The sequence below is a fragment of the Sphingopyxis fribergensis genome, from assembly GCF_000803645.1.
Taxonomy (GTDB): domain Bacteria; phylum Pseudomonadota; class Alphaproteobacteria; order Sphingomonadales; family Sphingomonadaceae; genus Sphingopyxis; species Sphingopyxis fribergensis.
Window position 1 is genome coordinate 1,039,482 of sequence record NZ_CP009122.1, and the last position, 16,613, is coordinate 1,056,094.

General features: G+C 64.7%; 20 protein-coding genes. 14 read left to right on the top strand and 6 right to left on the bottom strand.

Going from position 1 to position 16,613, the window contains the following annotated elements; all coding sequences use genetic code 11:
- Nucleotides 1-14 precede the first annotated feature (14 nt).
- Both SKP52_RS04810 and SKP52_RS04815 read right to left on the bottom strand, forming a co-directional pair.
- Entirely contained in the window at nucleotides 15-455 is a 441-nt protein-coding gene (locus SKP52_RS04810; protein WP_228383824.1) for an ester cyclase, read from the bottom strand.
- An 8-nt stretch (nucleotides 456-463) separates the two neighbouring features.
- Nucleotides 464-955, bottom strand: coding sequence for a J domain-containing protein (locus SKP52_RS04815; protein WP_228383825.1), 492 nt, complete (start codon nucleotides 953-955; stop codon nucleotides 464-466).
- Between the two features lie 180 nt (nucleotides 956-1,135).
- On the opposite strand from SKP52_RS04815, the gene SKP52_RS04820 reads away from it, so the two are divergent.
- The 6 genes from SKP52_RS04820 to SKP52_RS04845 all read left to right on the top strand — a co-directional run bounded on the left by SKP52_RS04820 (nucleotide 1,136) and on the right by SKP52_RS04845 (nucleotide 5,353).
- On the top strand, nucleotides 1,136-1,414 hold the full coding sequence (locus tag SKP52_RS04820) for a BolA family protein (RefSeq protein ID WP_039579819.1): 279 nt from the start codon (nucleotides 1,136-1,138) through the stop codon (nucleotides 1,412-1,414).
- Nucleotides 1,415-1,416: 2 nt separating this feature from the next.
- The gene (locus SKP52_RS04825; RefSeq protein ID WP_228383826.1) at nucleotides 1,417-1,785 is read left to right on the top strand and encodes a cupin domain-containing protein; all 369 of its coding nucleotides are present in this window, start codon (nucleotides 1,417-1,419) and stop codon (nucleotides 1,783-1,785) included.
- Nucleotides 1,785-2,669, top strand: coding sequence for a pirin family protein (locus SKP52_RS04830; protein WP_039572357.1), 885 nt, complete (start codon nucleotides 1,785-1,787; stop codon nucleotides 2,667-2,669). The genes SKP52_RS04825 and SKP52_RS04830 overlap by 1 nt, the downstream gene beginning before the upstream one ends.
- Before the next feature lie 504 nt (nucleotides 2,670-3,173).
- On the top strand, nucleotides 3,174-4,097 hold the full coding sequence (locus SKP52_RS04835) for an alpha/beta fold hydrolase (protein ID WP_039579823.1): 924 nt from the start codon (nucleotides 3,174-3,176) through the stop codon (nucleotides 4,095-4,097).
- Between the two features lie 231 nt (nucleotides 4,098-4,328).
- A complete protein-coding gene (locus SKP52_RS04840) occupies nucleotides 4,329-5,105 on the top strand; it encodes a helix-turn-helix domain-containing protein (RefSeq protein WP_160292364.1) in 777 nt (258 codons plus the stop codon).
- Between the two features lie 2 nt (nucleotides 5,106-5,107).
- The gene (locus tag SKP52_RS04845; RefSeq protein ID WP_039572360.1) at nucleotides 5,108-5,353 is read left to right on the top strand and encodes a hypothetical protein; all 246 of its coding nucleotides are present in this window, start codon (nucleotides 5,108-5,110) and stop codon (nucleotides 5,351-5,353) included.
- Here the strand turns inward: SKP52_RS04845 and SKP52_RS04850 are convergent.
- The gene (locus tag SKP52_RS04850; RefSeq protein WP_187337295.1) at nucleotides 5,350-5,793 is read right to left on the bottom strand and encodes a hypothetical protein; all 444 of its coding nucleotides are present in this window, start codon (nucleotides 5,791-5,793) and stop codon (nucleotides 5,350-5,352) included. The genes SKP52_RS04845 and SKP52_RS04850 overlap by 4 nt on opposite strands.
- Between SKP52_RS04850 and SKP52_RS04855 the strand changes: the two genes are divergently transcribed.
- On the top strand, nucleotides 5,792-6,949 hold the full coding sequence (locus SKP52_RS04855) for a serine hydrolase domain-containing protein (RefSeq protein WP_039572362.1): 1,158 nt from the start codon (nucleotides 5,792-5,794) through the stop codon (nucleotides 6,947-6,949). The genes SKP52_RS04850 and SKP52_RS04855 overlap by 2 nt on opposite strands.
- Here SKP52_RS04855 and SKP52_RS04860 read toward each other — a convergent pair.
- Nucleotides 6,944-7,765: a PhzF family phenazine biosynthesis protein gene (locus SKP52_RS04860; RefSeq protein ID WP_039572364.1), complete on the bottom strand. Its 822-nt coding sequence runs from the start codon at nucleotides 7,763-7,765 to the stop codon at nucleotides 6,944-6,946. The genes SKP52_RS04855 and SKP52_RS04860 overlap by 6 nt on opposite strands.
- Nucleotides 7,762-8,340: a pyridoxamine 5'-phosphate oxidase gene (gene pdxH / locus SKP52_RS04865; protein WP_039579829.1), complete on the bottom strand. Its 579-nt coding sequence runs from the start codon at nucleotides 8,338-8,340 to the stop codon at nucleotides 7,762-7,764. The genes SKP52_RS04860 and pdxH overlap by 4 nt, the downstream gene beginning before the upstream one ends.
- Nucleotides 8,341-8,473: 133 nt before the next feature.
- Between pdxH and SKP52_RS04870 the strand changes: the two genes are divergently transcribed.
- From SKP52_RS04870 to SKP52_RS04900, 7 genes are all read left to right on the top strand, one after another.
- Nucleotides 8,474-9,406: a DnaJ C-terminal domain-containing protein gene (locus SKP52_RS04870; RefSeq protein WP_039572367.1), complete on the top strand. Its 933-nt coding sequence runs from the start codon at nucleotides 8,474-8,476 to the stop codon at nucleotides 9,404-9,406.
- A 3-nt stretch (nucleotides 9,407-9,409) separates the two neighbouring features.
- Nucleotides 9,410-10,477 carry a YihY/virulence factor BrkB family protein gene (locus SKP52_RS04875; RefSeq protein WP_052207834.1) on the top strand — a complete coding sequence of 356 codons (1,068 nt, stop codon included), beginning with the start codon at nucleotides 9,410-9,412 and terminating at the stop codon, nucleotides 10,475-10,477.
- The gene (gene fabI, locus SKP52_RS04880) at nucleotides 10,474-11,301 is read left to right on the top strand and encodes an enoyl-ACP reductase FabI (protein ID WP_039572370.1); all 828 of its coding nucleotides are present in this window, start codon (nucleotides 10,474-10,476) and stop codon (nucleotides 11,299-11,301) included. Before SKP52_RS04875 ends, fabI begins: the two co-directional genes overlap by 4 nt.
- Before the next feature lie 60 nt (nucleotides 11,302-11,361).
- A complete protein-coding gene (locus SKP52_RS04885; protein WP_052207836.1) occupies nucleotides 11,362-11,790 on the top strand; it encodes an endonuclease domain-containing protein in 429 nt (142 codons plus the stop codon).
- A complete protein-coding gene (aroC, locus tag SKP52_RS04890; protein WP_039572374.1) occupies nucleotides 11,787-12,863 on the top strand; it encodes a chorismate synthase in 1,077 nt (358 codons plus the stop codon). The genes SKP52_RS04885 and aroC overlap by 4 nt, the downstream gene beginning before the upstream one ends.
- A 107-nt stretch (nucleotides 12,864-12,970) precedes the next feature.
- Nucleotides 12,971-14,317, top strand: coding sequence for a dicarboxylate/amino acid:cation symporter (locus SKP52_RS04895; RefSeq protein ID WP_039572377.1), 1,347 nt, complete (start codon nucleotides 12,971-12,973; stop codon nucleotides 14,315-14,317).
- A 54-nt stretch (nucleotides 14,318-14,371) separates the two neighbouring features.
- Nucleotides 14,372-15,703 carry a dicarboxylate/amino acid:cation symporter gene (locus SKP52_RS04900; RefSeq protein WP_039572382.1) on the top strand — a complete coding sequence of 444 codons (1,332 nt, stop codon included), beginning with the start codon at nucleotides 14,372-14,374 and terminating at the stop codon, nucleotides 15,701-15,703.
- Nucleotides 15,704-15,706: 3 nt separating this feature from the next.
- On the opposite strand, the gene SKP52_RS04905 is transcribed toward SKP52_RS04900, so the two are convergent.
- Nucleotides 15,707-16,606, bottom strand: coding sequence for a hypothetical protein (locus SKP52_RS04905; RefSeq protein ID WP_052207838.1), 900 nt, complete (start codon nucleotides 16,604-16,606; stop codon nucleotides 15,707-15,709).
- Between the last annotated feature and the right edge of the window lie 7 nt (nucleotides 16,607-16,613).

The following is a 16,613-nucleotide window of genomic DNA, read 5'->3' on the forward strand; positions in this document are numbered from 1 at the left end:
CTTGCAACGCCTTTTCAGAGCAGGCCAAGCGCCTTCATCACCGCCGACTGATCATAATAGGGACGTTCACACACGATCTTGTCACTGCCCGCCCCGAATTCGAAGCTGGCGGCCATGCGAATGCGAAAGGCCTTGCCCGTCGGCTCGATCGTCCTGAGGCCGAGCTTCAGCGGGCCGAGATGCGTGCCGGTCAGCCAGAATTCGACCAGCACCGTGTTCGTGCTCTCATCGGCGGCGATCGCGATGACCTCGTTCGCCTGGTCGGGAAAGGGCTCGCGCGACGCGGCGAAATAGGATCGCACCGCCGTCTCGCCGTCGAAGACGGTGCCGGGCCCGAGCAACTCGTAGCGCGGATGGTCGAAGGTCGCGATAACGCCGTCCCAATCATGCGTGATCTCCAGCGCCATATGGCGGCGCACCACTTCGATCCGGGCTTCGTTCAGGTCGGTCATCATGCGTTTCCCTATGCGAAAGCCTTGGTCTTCCTCAGCAATTGATACGCCTGCACTACTTCACCCAGCCTTGCTTCGAAACTGCGATCGCCGCCGTTCCGGTCGGGATGATATTTGCGCACGAGTTCGCTGTAGCGCCGCCGAAGCGCCGCGCGGTCGGCGCCTGCGGGCAGCGCGAGCAATTGCATCGCGGCGTGCTCCTCGCGCGACAGGCCGGGATTCGCCGCCTCGCGCCGCGCCTCGTCCATCCGCTGGCGGAACCGCGCGCCCAGTGCGTCGATCGGGTCGCGGAAATCGGCCCAGCGCGGCGGCAGGTCGGCGCTGCCCGCGGCGCGAAAAGTGCGGCTTTCGGTCTCCCAGCCCGCAGTTGGCGATTGCGCGTCCATGATCTGGTCGGCGGTCATGCCTTCGAAGAAATTATAACCCGCGTTGAATTCGCGCACATGGTCGAGGCACAGCCAGCGATATTGCGGCGGGCCGTCGGGCGAGCGCGTCCACGACATCGGCGCGCGAAATTCACCGGGTTCGCGGCATCCGGGTACGGCGCACGGCTCTTCGCGCGGGACGCGACCATGGAATCGACTGGGACGGGAGGGAGACGGCACAACAGGCTTTCGCAAATCGGGGAGGCTGACCTTCGGGAGGCCTTATAATTTGGCGACGAAGCGCTTATGGTCAACCCCATGAGCAGCAAAGGCCCCGCACAGCAAGAGATGGAAAGCCTGCTCACCGCAGCCTTTCCCGACGCAAAATTCGTCCTGAACAACGACAGCGCCAGCCATCACGGCCATGCCGGCGATGACGGATCGGGTGAATCGCATTTCAGCCTGACCATCGAATGGGCGGGCTTCGCCGAGATGAACCGCGTCGCGCGCCAGCGCGCGGTGAACAAGGCGCTCGGTGACCTGCCGGGGCAGCGCGTCCACGCGCTCGCGATCAAGGCGACCGCACCGGGAGAATGACGATGCCGGACAAGGTGAACCTTGCCGACGCCTTTACGAAAATTCCCGACGCGTGGAACCCGCGCGTCGCGGGTGATATCAATGATTTTCAGGTCAAGCTGGTTAAACTCGAGGGCAAGTTCGACTGGCACCATCATCATGTCGAGGACGAACTCTTCCTCGTCGTCGCGGGGCGGATGAAGATGGCGTTTCGTGACCGCGACGTGATCGTCGAGCCCGGCGAATTCATCATCGTGCCGCACGGCACCGAGCATTGCCCCGAGGCGCTGGACGGCGAATGCCAGGTGCTGCTCCTCGAACCCAATTCGACGCTGAACACCGGCAATGTCGAAACCGAAAAGACCAAGAAAACACTGGAAAGGCTTGATTGATGTTCGACGTCATCACCCCCTCGACCCACGATCTGGGCGCCTTCGAAGTGCGCCGCACCTTGCCGAACAAGGCACGCACGATGGTCGGCCCCTTCATTTTCGTCGACCAGTTCGGCCCGGCGCATTTCGATATCGGCCGCGGGATGGACGTGCGCCCGCACCCGCACATCAACCTCGCGACGGTCACCTATTTGTTCGAGGGCGCGATCGACCATCGCGACAGCCTCGGCACGCTCGCGACGATCCGCCCCGGCGCTTGTAACCTGATGACGGCGGGCAGCGGTATCGTCCATTCGGAGCGCACCCCCGCCGCCGAACGCGCGACCGGATCGGGCATTTCGGGGATGCAGACCTGGCTCGCATTGCCCGATGGCAAGGAAGAGATCGACGCGGCGTTCGAACATGTCGCAAAGGACGACCTGCCGCTGATCGAGGATAATGGCGTGTCCGCGCGCGTCATCATGGGCAGCCTGTGGGGCGCGACCTCACCGATCACGCAGCATGCCGCGACAATCTACGCCGACATATTGATGAACCCGGGCGCGACGATCCCGATCGAGGCCGAAGCCGATGAGCGCGCGGTGCTCGTCGCCTTGGGCGATGCAAGTCTCGATGGCGAGGCGCTCGACCGCCACAGCCTCTATATCCTCAAGCCCGGACAGGCGATGACGCTGCGCGCCGAAAGCGATGCGCGCGTGATGCTGCTCGGCGGCGAGGCGTTCAAGACGCCGCGCCACGTCTGGTGGAATTTCGTAAGCTCGAGCCGCGACCGCATTAATCAGGCGAAGCACGACTGGAAGGAACGCAAATTTCCGCTTGTCCCCGGCGACAGCGAGGAATTCATCCCAATCCCCGAGGTGCCGAAGACGGTGAGCTATCCTTAAAGTAAGGTATTGGCTGGTAGCGGCCATTTTATTCCGTGATGGGAGCCGACCATGAGAGCTATTCGCGTTGCCTTGTTGATGGCCTTATGTGCGACATCGACTGCAGCCACCGCTAGTCAGCAAGCCGTCTCTGCTCGTTGCGGCATGAGCGGAACTCTACACTGCGCACCCGATGGTGCGTGCATAGACGGCGTTTCCAGCAAATTTGTCATAAGTTTCAATTTCTCGAAGAAACGCTACTCGTCTTCGTGGGGAACTGGCAGGATTACCCAATTGTGGGATGCCCCTGATGGCTCGCACAATGTTTGGATTTCATCTCCCCCTGCGAAAGCAGAGATTTCCTTTTCGCCGGACTGGCGTACTGCCAGTGTAAAGGGCTCCGGTGGTTCGGCGAATTTATACGCTTGCGAAGTGGCTTATCGGTAGCAGCGGCTTGCCAGCCGCAACGATCCCCGTCAGATTGGTTTTGAAAAGAAACCAAAAGAGCCCGAGGGAGCAATGTCGATGATCGGCGATTTCGAACTACAACGCGTCAAGCTTACGACCGGAGTCGAACTCGATGTCGTCGACATGGGGCCGCGCGATGCGCCGGTCCTGATCTTCCTCCACGGTTTTCCCGAATCGCATCGCACTTGGCGCCATCAGCTGCCGCATTTCGCGGATCGCTTCCGCTGCATCGCCCCCGACCAGCGCGGCTATCGCGGCTCGTCGAAGCCACAGGATGCGCAATCCTACACCCCCGACAAGCTGATCGCCGACATCTTCGCGCTCGCCGATGCGCTGGGTGTCGCCGAATTCACGATCGTCGGTCACGACTGGGGCGGGGCGATCGCATGGGGTGTTGCATTGGGCGGCCAGCCGGGCGGGCTGCATCCGGCGTGGGCGGGCCGGGTGACGCGCGCGGTCATCGCCAACGCACCGCATCCGGGCATCTTCCAGCATCTGCTCTTAACGAACGCCGATCAGCGCGCGGCGAGCCAATATATCCGGACCTTCCGCGACCCGGCGAGCGACACGATCATCGAGGAGCATGGCATCGCCGGCATTCTCGCCCATGCTTTTGAAGGACGCGTGCCCAGCGGCGGCATCCAGCCGCCTGACGAGATCGCCCGGCTGCTCAAGGATTGGGAGGATCGCGACACGTGCCGCGCCATGATCAACTGGTATCGCGGTTCGCCCGCCGTGGTTCCCGCGATGGACGAGCCTTATGCCGACTCGCCGGCGGCGCCCTTCCCGAAACTGACCATCCCGACGCTCGTCATATGGGCGCTCGACGATGTCGCGCTGCCGCCGTGCAATCTTGACGGCATCGAGGAGTTGGTGCCCGATGTGACGATCGTCCACGCCCCCGACTGCGGCCATTTCGTGCCGTGGGACGCGCCCGATGCGGTCAACCTGGCCATGGATGAATTCCTCAGCCAAAACTAAATAAGACCATCGTTTCGCACGAGAAAAAGTGGCGGGCGGCGATTGTGCCGCCCGCCGTCGGGGGGGTCTGTTCATGCGTGTCTGGGGCACGCCTATTCGGTCTCGCACACGCCTGATTTGTCTCGGCTGCGACTAAGGCCGAGGACTTTGGGTGGGGCGATTTAACCATATTATTGGGGGATATAGCAGGCTTTCACATTCTCCCATTCTTGCCATACTCATGCAATGGAAGTGGGTGGACTCAGGGTCGCCTCGATCGTTGACCGGATCGATGGCCCGTCGAACTGGACGATCGAGCGCGATGTCCATGTGCTGATTCTGTATGAGGCGGGAAGCTATCATTGGCTCGAAACCTGGCTGGACGATCAGCGAACGTCGCTCGGCGATCCGCTGCCCGGCGAAATGTGGTTGATCCCTGCCGGCCATATCTATCGCGGCGCCGCAAAGGGCGGCGCGGTTCGCACGATCGAGGTCGAAATACCCGCTGCGCTTTTGGTCGTTGGCCCCGATACGCGCGCGCTGGCGGCGCATCACGACCTGGCGCTGGCGGCGCTGATGCGGGCATTGCTCGGCGGCGATGCAGCCGCGGCCGGTCCGTTGGTCGCGATCCTCGCCAAGACGCTCGGTGCAATGGTCGGGCGTCCCGATTCGCCCGCGATCACCGAGCGCATCAACGATCTGATGGTCTATATCCAGACGCAGCTCGAGGTGTCGCTGACGGTCGAGGATATGGCGGCCGAGGCGGGCATGTCGGTCAACAGCCTGATCGTCCATTTCGCGCGCGCGACCGGGCGCACCCCGGCGCAATATGTGCTGCGCCAGCGGCTCCGCCACGCCTGCTGGTTCCTGATGAACCGCCCGCTGTCGATCGCCGAGATCGCCTTTGCGACTGGCTTTTCCAGCCACGCGCATTTGTGCGCAATCTTTCGTCGCAAGATCGGCATGTCACCCGGCGAATGGCGCCGCCGCCATCGATCGGATATTCTGCCGGCTGAAGGGGAGGAATAAAGATGTCGCACACGACGATCATGCTGCTGGCCGGGCTCGCCCTGCTGATCCTGCTGCGCCTGACGATCAGGGATGCGGCGTGGGCGACGCGGCTGTTCCTCATCCTGTGGCTGCTCGTCGCGATGGGCAATCTGCTCGTAGGCGTGCTCCATGCCGGTTACGGCTGGGGCGAAGAAGCGGGCATCGCGCTGGCCGTGTTCGGCTTGCCCGCCGTGGCCGCGCTTCTGGTGCGCCGCTTCTGGCGTTAGTTTTCGGGGCGGAGCAAACAGCCGCTGGCGCCCGCATAGCGCGCGCTGCGCGAGGCAAGCAGCGGCACGCTGCCGGTCACGGTCTTGGTCGCGGGGTCCTCGCTCAGCGAAATCATTTCCATGCCCGGCTCGAAATCGCTCTGACAGCTTTCAAGGCTGCGCCCCTGCACATAACGGCACGAACAGCCGACGCGCGCGGCATAGGCTGAGCCAAGCTCCGCCTGCGCCCGGAACGACGGAAATTTCCAGATCGCGAAGATCGCCAGCAGCACCGCGAGGAGGATCGCCCACGGCAGGCAGCCGCCCCAGCGGCTCGGTTTTTTCGGCGGTGATACGGGGTCCGCGGGCGGCGGCACAGAGGCTGGTAGTGGGGCTGGTACAGGGGCCGGCGTCTCGCCCGTTGTCGGCCCGGTCGGATTGATGTTATTCACTTTATCCATGATCACGAAAAAACGGCTGCTGGCAAGTGCCGCCCTCGCGATGCTCGGCATCTGGTCGCTCAGCCAGGCGTCGGGGCAGGGCAATATGGCGCCCGCGTCGCCGTCGCCGAAATTCGGCGCCTCGCTCGACGGCGCCCTGGCGGTCGATACGCCGCAGCCGCTGCCCGCGCTTCCGACCGCGATCCGCGCGCGCGCCGATGCGTTGTTCACCGACGCCGACGATGTGGGCCAGACGCGCGCGCTGCTCGTGCTGCGCGACGGCGAGCCGATCTACGAACGCTATGCCGCGGGCTTCGGTCCCGAAACCAAGCTGATCAGCTGGTCGATGGCAAAAAGCATCACAGCCGTTCTCACCGGCTTCCTCGTCGCCGACGGGCAATTGTCGCTCGACGGCCCCGCACCCGTCGATGCGTGGCAGCGCAGCGGCGATCCGCGCGGCGCGATCACGCTGCGCAATCTGCTCCATATGTCCTCGGGGCTCGAGCATGTCGAAAATGGCGACCCGGTGTGGGAGGGCGATACCGTCGCGATGCTGTTCGGCGGCGGCGCGGGCGACATGGCGGGCTTTGCCGAAGCTAAACCCGCCGCGGCGCAGCCCGACGAGGTTTTCAACTACAGCTCTGCGACCAGCGTCATTCTCGCGGACATATTGGCCGATACGCTGACCCCGTCGCAAAACCCCGATGCGCGGCGCGATGCGATGCGCGACTTCATCGGTGGGCGACTGATCGAACCGCTCGGCATGACCAGCCTGACGCCCGAATATGATGCGAAGGGCACGATGATCGGCGGGTCGATCATGCACGCTACCGCGCGCGACTATGCGAAATTCGGCGAGTTCCTGCGTAACCATGGCGTGGTGAATGGCCAAAGGCTGCTCCCCGAAACCTGGATGAAATTCATGCTGACCCCATCGGCGAACGACGCGGGTTATGGCGGGCATATCTGGCTGAACCGCCGGCGGCCTGCGGGCGTGACTCCTGCCTTATGGCCCGATCGCGGCCCGAACGACCTGTTCGCGTGCATCGGCCATCAGGGGCAATATATCATCGTCTCGCCATCGCAACGGCTGACGATCGTGCGGCTCGGCGTCACCAACGACGATCAGTTCCCCGCGCTCCGCCGACATCTCGCCGACTTGACGGCAGCTCTATAGCAAAAAGTCCCCGACCAGCGTCGTGACGCAGGTCCCGGTCAGTTCGACCATGTCGCCGTCGAGGCGGCAGCCGACATGCCCGCCGCGCGCGCTCGCCTGATAGGCCGCGAAGCGGTCGCGCCCCAGCCGCACGGTCCAATAGGGGGTGATTACGCTATGCGCCGACCCCGTGACCGGATCCTCGTCGATCCCGGCCCCCGGCGCAAAGGCGCGGCTGACGACGTCGGCGCCCGACGGATCGCCGGCGCCGGGCGCGGTCGCGATATAGAGGATGTCGCCGCCCTCTTTCAGCGCGCCCAGGTCGGGGGCCAGCGCCCGCACGCTCGCGGCGTCGGGGTAGGCGATCAGCGCATAGCCGCCATCGTGCCACATCGTCTCGACCGGATCGCCGCCCAGCGCGCGGACGATGTCGGGCATCGGCTTCGGCGCGGGGGTGTAAGCGGGCAGCGCCATCTTGTAGCCGTTGTCCTCGCCGTTTCGTGCGACACGCAAGATGCCGGCCTTGCGGGTGCGAAAGGTCATGTCGCTCCGCCACTGCGCCGCGGTCAGCAGGACATGCCCGCTCGCCAGCGTCGCATGGCCGCATAGCGCGACCTCCACTCCGGGCGTGAACCAGCGCAGCTCATAATCGGCCTCGTCGCTCTCGTCGGGGACCAGAAAGGCGGTTTCGGCGAGATTATTTTCCGCCGCGATCGCTTGCAGCGTTGCGTCGTCGAGCCATTCCTCGAGCGGCATCACCGCCGCGGGATTGCCGGTGAACGGCCGGTCGGCAAAGGCATCGACCTGCGTAATCGGAATGCGGCGTGCGGCGCTCATGGGTACAGCAATCCTCTCGTCCAACCATCGCCGGCGCGGCGGAACTGGGTGCGCTCGTGCAGCCGGTGTGCACGGTCCTGCCAGAACTCGATAGCCGAAGGATTAACGCGCCAGCCCGACCAGCGCGGCGGACGCGGCACGTCCTGACCGTCGAATCGCGCCTGCATTTCTTCAAAGCGCGCCTCGAACGTCTCGCGGTCGGCGAGCGGCCGCGACTGGTCGCTCGCCCATGCTCCCAGCTGGCTGTCGCGGCTGCGCGTTGCGAAATAGGCGTCGGCGGTCGCATCGTCTACCGGCGTCACTGCGCCTTCGATACGAATCTGCCGCCGCAGCGATTTCCAGTGAAAGAGCAGCGCGACTTGCGGGTTCGCCGCCAATTCGCCGCCCTTGCGGCTGTCGAGATTGGTATAGAAAACAAAGCCGTCGGGTCCGTGCCCCTTGAGCAAGACCATGCGCAGCGACGGATGGCCATTCGGCGTCGTCGTCGCCAGCGCCATCGCATTGGCGTCATTGGGCTCGCTCGCCCGCGCTTCGGCGAACCAGCTATCGAACAGGGCAAAGGGATCGGTCGTCATGCGCGCGGTCATAATGCGCCGTGCGTTCATGGTCGAGCGCGATCGTGAGGGAACTTGACCTTGTGCGGCACATTACCACATCGACGTGCAATCGGGCTTCACGCCCAGTCACTTATCGGGCTACAGGAGCAAAATGGCCGATCCCTATTCCACCCTGAATGTTGCGAAGAGTGCAAGCGAAGCGGAAATCAAGTCCGCATACCGCAAGCTCGCCAAGGAATTGCACCCCGACAAGAACAAGGACAATCCGAACGCGTCGGAGAAATTCTCCGACGTGACCAAGGCGTATGACATCCTTTCCGACAAGACCAAGCGCGCGCAATATGACCGCGGCGAAATCGACGGCGAGGGCAATCCCGCCATGCCGTTCGGCTATGGCGGTGGCGGCGGTTTCCGCGGCGATCAGCGCACGGGGCCCGGCGGCTTCAGCGGTTTCGGCAACGAGAGCGCCGATTTTGGCGATATTTTCGAAGGACTGTTCGGCCGCGGCGGCGGTTCGGGCGGCGGACCCTTCGGCGGCTTCGGCGGGCGCAGCTCGCCGCCGCCCAAGGGCGCCAATGTCGCCTACCGCCTGTCGGTCAGCTTCATCGACGCCGCGACGCAGGCACCGCAGCGCATCGCGCTCGCCGATGGCGCGACGATCGATCTCAAACTGCCCGCCGGGGTCGAGACCGGCACCCAGATGCGCCTAGCCGGGAAGGGGCAGGCGGGTCCGGGCGGCACGGGCGACGGCATCGTGACGATCACGGTCAAGGATCATCCCTTTTACGTCCGCGAGGGCGCCAATATCCGCCTCGACTTGCCGGTGACGCTGAACGAAGCGGTCAAGGGCGCGAAGATCAAGGTACCGACCGTCGACGGCCCGGTGATGCTGTCGATCCCTGCCGGCTCCTCGTCGGGCAAGGTGATGCGCCTCAAGGGCAAGGGCTTCAGCCAGAAAAGCGGCGGCCGCGGCGACCAGTTGGTGCGCCTGATGGTCGACCTGCCCGCCGACGACGAGGCGCTGGTGAAGCTGCTCAGCGAATGGAACGATCCGCGCGACGTGCGGGCGGATCTGGGCGTGTGATGCGTGGCTGAAGCCAAGGACCAGAAAATCGTTGCCGCGCTCGAGCGCGAGGTCGCCGACGAGGTCGGCAAGGAGTTTCTGGCCGAGGGCCATTCGCCGCATTCGCCCGAAGCGCGCGCCGAGCGCGCCAAGCGCGTCAAGCTGCGCACCCGCGCCGAGGGGCTTATCGAGCGCGGGCGCGAGCAGCTAGCCCCCGGTACGCGCGCCTATCATATCGTTCGCCGCGTCGTCGTCGGCACCTATACCGACGGGTTCATCCACGCCGGCAATCTCGCCTATCTCGCGCTGATCGCGCTCTTCCCCTTTTTCATCCTGCTCGCCGCCGCGCTCAGCCTGTTCGGGGGAAGCGTCGGCGGCGAACGCGCGGTCGAGGCTGTGTTCTCGACGATGCCGCCGACGGTCGCGAAGGCGCTGTCAGGCCCTATTCGCGAAGTGATGACGGCGCGCACCGGCATCTTCCTGTGGCTCGGGGCGCTCGTCGCGCTGTGGACGGTCGGCAGCCTGATCGAAACGGTGCGCGATATTTTACGCCGCGCCTATGGCACGCATTTCAGCAAGGGCTTCTTTCATTACCGCCTGCTGTCGATCGGCATCATTACCGGCGCGGTCGTGCTGATGCTGCTGTCGTTCAGCATGCAGGTGCTGATCGTCGGCATCGAACAATTCGTCACCCGCTTCCTGCCCGAACAATATCAGGCGTGGGGCGTCGTCCTGATCTCGCGAAGCGTGTCGGGTGCCGGGCTGTTCCTTGCGATCTACATGCTCTTTTACAGCCTGACGCCGTCGAAATACCGCCAGCTTAAATGCCCGAAATGGCCGGGCGCCTTGTTCACGACGCTCTGGTGGATCGGCGTGACGCTGGCGCTGCCGCCCTTGCTCGCCAGCCTGCTCAGCTATGATGCGACCTATGGCAGCCTCGCGGGCGTGATGGTCGCGCTCTTCTTTTTCTATCTCGTCGGATTGGGTATGGTGATGGGCGCCGAACTCAATGCTGCCTTGGTAGAGGTTGAGGATTTGGGCCACGACGCTATTGGGCGCGTCGACGATGTGAATACCGGAGACAAAAAATGACGGGTCTGATGACAGGCAAGCGCGGGTTGATCATGGGCCTTGCGAACGACAAATCGCTTGCCTGGGGCATTGCCAAGGCGCTGCACGCGCACGGCGCAGAATTGGCGATTTCGTATCAGGGCGACGTGATGCTGAAGCGCGTCAAGCCGCTGGCCGACGAGCTTGGCTGCGATTTCCTGATCGATTGCGACGTGTCCGACATGGACAATCTCGACGCGGCTTTTGCGACGCTCTCGTCGCGCTGGCCGACGATCGACTTCGTCGTCCACGCGATCGGCTATACCAACAAGGAGGCGCTGCGCGGCCATTATGCCGACGTCACGCTCGACGACTTCCTGATGACGATGAACATCAGCGTCTACAGCTTCACCGCAGTCGCCAAGCGCGCGGCGTCGATGATGACGCCGTTCGACGCCGAGACGGGCAAGGGCGGCGGCTCGCTGCTCACGCTCAGCTATTATGGCGCCGAAAAGGTGATCCCGCATTACAACGTCATGGGCGTTGCGAAATCGGCGCTTGAAACCAGCGTCAAATATCTCGCCAACGACTACGGCCCGCAGGGCGTCCGCGTGAACGCGATCTCGGCGGGGCCGATCAAGACGCTCGCCGCCTCGGGCATCGGCGATTTTCGCCTGATCCTGAAATGGAACGAACATAACGCCCCGCTGCGCCGCAACGTCACGATCGACGATGTCGGCGGCTCGGCGCTCTACCTGCTTAGCGATCTGGCGAGCGGCGTGACCGGCGAGACGCACCATGTCGACGCGGGCTATCACACGGTCGGCATGAAACAGGAAGATGCCCCGGACATCTCGCTGGTTTAAAGCCCTCTCCCTTCGGGGGAGAGGGAGGGGCCCGTCGCGAAGCGATGGGAGGGTGAGGGAATGAGTAAGAGCCGCTTCACGACAGATGATGGCACACTCGACCGCGCGCGCCGCCTGCGCCGCGACGCCACTCCCGCCGAGAAGAAGCTCTGGTCGACCCTGCGCGCTGGCGGCATCGCCGGTTTCAAATTTCGACGCCAGCAACGCATCGGCCCCTTCGTTGTAGACTTTGCCTGTCAATCGGCGCGGCTGGTGATAGAGGTCGTTGGCGATAGCCACGCGCAGCAAATCGACTATGACGCGCGGCGTACGCAATTTTTGGCGGAAGAGGGATATCGGGTGCTGCGCTTCACCAATTCGGACGTGTTGGACAATCTGGAAGGCGTTTGCCGGGCAATCGAGCTTGCTCTCGCCAGCAGACCCTCACCCTCCCACCCGGCTGTGCCGGGCGGGCCCCTCCCTCTCCCCCAAGGGGAGAGGGGTTTATGAGTTTCAACAGCTTCGGACGCGTTCTTCGCTTCACGACATGGGGGGAGAGCCACGGCCCCGCGCTCGGCGCGGTCGTCGACGGCTGCCCGCCGCGGCTGTCGCTGTCCGAAGCCGATATCCAGCCGTTCCTCGACAAGCGCCGCCCCGGCCAGTCGCGCCACACGACGCAGCGGCAGGAGCCCGATCAGGTGCGCATTCTGTCGGGGGTGTTCGAGGGCAAGACGACGGGCACGCCGATCAGCCTGATGATCGAGAATGTCGACCAGCGCTCGAAGGACTATGGTGAGATCGCGCAGGCCTATCGCCCCGGCCACGCCGATTATGCCTATGACGCCAAATATGGCATCCGCGACTATCGCGGCGGCGGCCGATCCAGCGCGCGCGAAACCGCGGCGCGCGTCGCGGCGGGCGGCGTCGCGCGGCTGGTGATTCCCGAGGTGCAAATCCACGCCTGGGTCGCCGAAATCGGCGGTGACGCGATCGACCCCGCGAATTTCGACCTCGAAGAAATCGACCGCAATCCGTTTTTCTGTCCCGATCCTGCCGCGGCGCAGCGCTGGGAAGGGCTGATGGATGCCGCGCGCAAGGCGGGCAGCTCGCTGGGCGCCGTGATCGAATGCGCCGCCAGCGGCGTTCCCGCCGGATGGGGCGCGCCGATCTACGCCAAGCTCGACAGCGACCTTGCCGCCGCGATGATGGGGATCAACGCGGTGAAGGGCGTCGAGATCGGTGCGGGTTTTCACGCGGCGCGCCTCCGCGGTGAGGAAAATGCCGACCCGATGCGTCCTGCGACCGACGGCAGCAACCGTCCCGATTTCCTGTCGAACAACGCCGGCGGTATCGCGGGCGGCATCTCGACCGGCCAGCCCGTCGTCGTCCGCGTCGCGTTCAAGCCGACGAGCTCGATCCTGACCCCCGTGCCGACGGTGAACAAGGCCGGCGAGGCGACCGACATCGTCACCAAGGGCCGCCACGACCCGTGCGTCGGCATCCGCGGCGCGCCGGTGGTCGAGGCGATGATGGCACTCGTCCTCGCCGATCACAAATTGCTCCACCGCGCGCAGTGCGCCTAAAACCGGGCTGAACAGGCCGCGCCACTATCAGGCGATTGCCCGCCGACCATCACCCTGTTACCCCGCACGGCATAACGATCCGCCCGGCGCGGAACAGGGAGTGTTTTATGGGCCATCGCCTGACTTTGTATATTCTGATCGGGATGATCCTCGGCGTCATCACCGGCTATCTGGTGCGGGTCTATGTCCCCGCCGACAGCGAGGCCTTTACATATTGGCTGCGCAGTTTCAGCACGCTTTCGACGATCTTCCTCAACCTGATCAAGCTGGTCGTCGCGCCGCTGATTCTGGGTACGTTGATCGCCGGCATCGCGCATATGGGCGACAGCTCGGCGCTCGGCCGCATCGGCACGCGCGCGATCGCCTGGTTCATTATCGCCAGCCTGATTTCGATCAGCCTCGGCCTGATCATGGTCAATTTCTTTGAACCCGGCGCAGGGCTGAACCTAACCGTCGGCGCGCATTCAATCGCCGAGGTCGGTGAGGTCAAGAAACTCGACCTGTTCGAGTTCATCGAGCATATCTTCCCGAAGAATATCTTCCAAGCGATGGCGGACAATAATGTCCTTCAAATCCTCGTCTTCGCACTGTTCGCGGGCGTCGGCCTGACCGCCATCGGTGACAAGGGGAAACCGCTGGTGCGCGGCGCCGAGGCGCTCGCCGAACTGATGCTGCAAATCACCGGCTATGTAATGCGCCTCGCGCCGATCGCGGTGTTCGGCGCGCTCGCTGGCGTCGTCGCCAAATACGGCCTCGGCATCCTCGGCACCTATGCGGAACTGGTCACCGAATTCTATCTCTCGCTCGTCGTGTTGTGGGTCATCCTGCTCGCCGCGGGCGCGATCTTCCTTGGCCGCCGGATATTCGCGCTGATCCGCTATATCCGCCAGCCGCTGCTGATCGCCTTTTCGACCGCCTCGTCGGAGGCCGCGATGCCGAAGCTGTTCGAACAGCTCGACCGTTTCGGGGTGCCGCGCCGCATTTCGGGCTTCGTGCTGCCGCTGGGTTACAGCTTCAACCTCGACGGGTCGATGATGTATGCGAGCTTCGCGACGCTCTTCATCGCGCAGGCCTATGGCATCGAGCTGTCGATCACGCAGCAGATCCTGATCCTGCTGACGCTGATGGTGTCGTCGAAGGGCATCGCCGCGGTGCCGCGCGCCAGCCTTGTCGTCATCACCGCGACGCTCGCGATGTTCGACTTGCCGGTCGAGGGTGTCGCGCTGATCTTTGCGATCGACCAGTTCCTCGACATGGGCCGCACCGCGACGAACGTCGTCGGTAATGCGGTTGCGACGAGCGTGATTACCAAGTGGGAGGGCATGCTCGAAGCGCCCGAACCCCCCGACCTCGAACGGCCGCACGCGCCGGCGCATACGCCGCATCATGGAACCCGCGGGCTCGATCTTCGTGATGACATAGCGGAGGGTGAAAACAAGCCAGCGGCCGGGTAGCGCGTAGCAAGCGAGCTTCGGGCCGCCCGACCGGGGCGAGCAAGGAGCTGAAATATGGCCGAAGCGGCAGCAATCGACGACGCCGGACGCGACGAAGCGCGCGCTCGGCGGCTGCGCTGGCGCATGCTGATCGGCTTTCTCGCGGGCCTCGTCATCGGGCTGGCGGTCCATTATGGCGCGCCGGGCGCGGCTTGGGTCGACACGGTCACCACCTACGTGACCGGGCCGCTGGGGCAGATATTCCTCCGCCTGCTGTTCATGCTCGTCATTCCGCTGCTCGTCTCGGCGCTGATCGTCGGGGTCGCCGAAATGGGCGAGATGCGCGCGCTGAAATCGGTCGGCCTGCGCACACTCGTCTATACCATCGCCGTATCGACGATTTCGGTCGTCATCAGCCTGGCCGTCGTCAACCTGCTCCAGCCGGGCGCGGGGGTCGATCCCGCGCTCGCGCGCTCGCTGATGGCAGAGGGCGCCGCGGGCGCGCAGGCGATCGCCGAGCGGGCGGGTGAATCGAAATCGGGGATGGATGCGGTGGTTGCGATCGTCCCCGACAATATTTTCGCGGCCATGGGCGCGAATGACGTGCTCGCGGTCATGTTCTTCGCGCTGTTCTTCGGCATCGGCCTGATGCTCGTGAACACCCCCCGCACCGAGACGCTGAAGACGGCGATCGAGGGGGTGTTCGAGGTGGTGATGAAGCTGATCGGCCTCGTTATCCAGCTCGCGCCGATCGCGGTTTTCTGTTTCATGTTCAACCTTGCCGCGCAGTTCGGCTGGGATCTCATCATCCGTCTGTCGGCCTTTGTCGGCGTCGTGCTGCTCGCGCTTGCGCTTCAGATGTTCATCGTCTTTCCCATCCTGCTGAAGATGCTGGCAGGGAAATCCCCGGTCCTGTTCTTTCGCCAGACGCAGGAGGCGTTTGTGATGGCCTTCGCGACCGCGTCGTCGAACGCGACGCTGCCGACCGCGCTGCGCGTCGCGCACGACCAGCTGCGGCTGCCCGACAAGGTCGCGCGCTTCGTGCTTACCATCGGCGCGACCGCGAACCAGAACGGCACTGCGATGTTCGAGGGCGTGACGGTGATTTTCCTCGCGCAATTCTTCGGCATCGACCTGACGCTTCAGCAGCAAATCGTCGTGATGCTGGTGTGCATCCTCGGCGGGATCGGCACCGCGGGGGTGCCCGCGGGGTCGCTGCCGGTCATCGCGCTGATCCTCGCGTCGGTCGGCGTTCCGCCCGAAGGCATCGGGCTGATCCTCGGCGTCGACCGCTTCCTCGATATGTGCCGCACGACATTGAATGTCATCGGCGACCTCGTCGCCGCGACGGTGGTGTCGGCCGGGGTGAAGGAGGGGTCGGCGACAGGGGCAGCGCCGCCGACTTAGATCTTAATCGGGACGCGTGTTGTTCCGGCGGTCGCTGCGCGCGCGGCCCGCCGGCGCGGCCTGCCGCGGTTCGGGCGCACTGCGCACCGCCGGGGCCGGCTGCGGCGCGGGCGGGCGATAGGCGGGCGTGGGCCGTTCGGCGCGCGGGGCGCGGTCGGGCATCGCCGACGGGGCAGGGCGCGTCCGCGGCGGACGAGCGCCACCGCGCGGCGTCGAAAACATCTCGCCCGGCTCGGTTGCCGGCAGGTTGCGGACCGGACGCGGACGGCCCGCAGTCCCTTCCTGCGGAACCGGGCGCGGACGCCCACCGCCCCATTCGGGCCGACCGGGGCGTCCGGGGTTGTTCGATCCGGGGGGCGTGCCGGTCGCGCCGTCGCCCGGCCGACCCGGACGCGTGCCGCGCGGACCGTCATTGTCGCGGTCGCCACGGTTCCAGCCCCCAGGGCGACCCGGCCGGCCATCGCCCGGCCGTCCGTCATGGTCGCCACGATTCCAGCCGGGGCGCCCCGGCTTTCCGTCGCCGCGCCCGCCATGATGCTTCCACCAGGCGCGGCGCCCGCCCCAATAGTTGAGGTACTGGCCGCGCAGTGGATAGCGGTTGCGGTAATTGTCGAACATCCACATGCCATAGCCGGGATAATAATAGTCGTCGTACCAGCCGCCGCCGAAGCCGATCTGCGCAAAGCCGCTGCCATAGTCGGCGCCGTCATAGCAGTCGTAGCCATAGCCATCGTCATAGGCATAGCCGTCATAATCATAATAGGCGTCGCCATAACGCGACGAGCAATCGCCGCCGGACGCATAGCTCGATCCATAGACGTCGCCATAATAGCAACCGCCGAGCATCGTCGTCGCGACCGCGCCGAGCGCGATGGAGAGGGGGCGCTTCAAACTCTTCGCCATGGGCTTT

Bases quoted from the DNA above. Each gene is read 5' to 3' on its own strand.
- SKP52_RS04810 (WP_228383824.1), bottom strand. From the start codon at position 455: ATGATGACCGACCTGAACGAAGCCCGGATCGAAGTGGTGCGCCGCCAT.
- SKP52_RS04815 (WP_228383825.1), bottom strand. From the start codon at position 955: ATGTCGTGGACGCGCTCGCCCGACGGCCCGCCGCAATATCGCTGGCTG.
- SKP52_RS04820 (WP_039579819.1), top strand. From the start codon at position 1,136: ATGAGCAGCAAAGGCCCCGCACAGCAAGAGATGGAAAGCCTGCTCACC.
- SKP52_RS04825 (WP_228383826.1), top strand. From the start codon at position 1,417: ATGCCGGACAAGGTGAACCTTGCCGACGCCTTTACGAAAATTCCCGAC.
- SKP52_RS04830 (WP_039572357.1), top strand. From the start codon at position 1,785: ATGTTCGACGTCATCACCCCCTCGACCCACGATCTGGGCGCCTTCGAA.
- SKP52_RS04835 (WP_039579823.1), top strand. From the start codon at position 3,174: ATGATCGGCGATTTCGAACTACAACGCGTCAAGCTTACGACCGGAGTC.
- SKP52_RS04845 (WP_039572360.1), top strand. From the start codon at position 5,108: ATGTCGCACACGACGATCATGCTGCTGGCCGGGCTCGCCCTGCTGATC.
- SKP52_RS04855 (WP_039572362.1), top strand. From the start codon at position 5,792: ATGATCACGAAAAAACGGCTGCTGGCAAGTGCCGCCCTCGCGATGCTC.
- SKP52_RS04850 (WP_187337295.1), bottom strand. From the start codon at position 5,793: ATGGATAAAGTGAATAACATCAATCCGACCGGGCCGACAACGGGCGAG.
- SKP52_RS04860 (WP_039572364.1), bottom strand. From the start codon at position 7,765: ATGAGCGCCGCACGCCGCATTCCGATTACGCAGGTCGATGCCTTTGCC.
- pdxH (WP_039579829.1), bottom strand. From the start codon at position 8,340: ATGACGACCGATCCCTTTGCCCTGTTCGATAGCTGGTTCGCCGAAGCG.
- SKP52_RS04870 (WP_039572367.1), top strand. From the start codon at position 8,474: ATGGCCGATCCCTATTCCACCCTGAATGTTGCGAAGAGTGCAAGCGAA.
- fabI (WP_039572370.1), top strand. From the start codon at position 10,474: ATGACGGGTCTGATGACAGGCAAGCGCGGGTTGATCATGGGCCTTGCG.
- SKP52_RS04885 (WP_052207836.1), top strand. From the start codon at position 11,362: ATGAGTAAGAGCCGCTTCACGACAGATGATGGCACACTCGACCGCGCG.
- aroC (WP_039572374.1), top strand. From the start codon at position 11,787: ATGAGTTTCAACAGCTTCGGACGCGTTCTTCGCTTCACGACATGGGGG.
- SKP52_RS04895 (WP_039572377.1), top strand. From the start codon at position 12,971: ATGGGCCATCGCCTGACTTTGTATATTCTGATCGGGATGATCCTCGGC.
- SKP52_RS04900 (WP_039572382.1), top strand. From the start codon at position 14,372: ATGGCCGAAGCGGCAGCAATCGACGACGCCGGACGCGACGAAGCGCGC.
- SKP52_RS04905 (WP_052207838.1), bottom strand. From the start codon at position 16,606: ATGGCGAAGAGTTTGAAGCGCCCCCTCTCCATCGCGCTCGGCGCGGTC.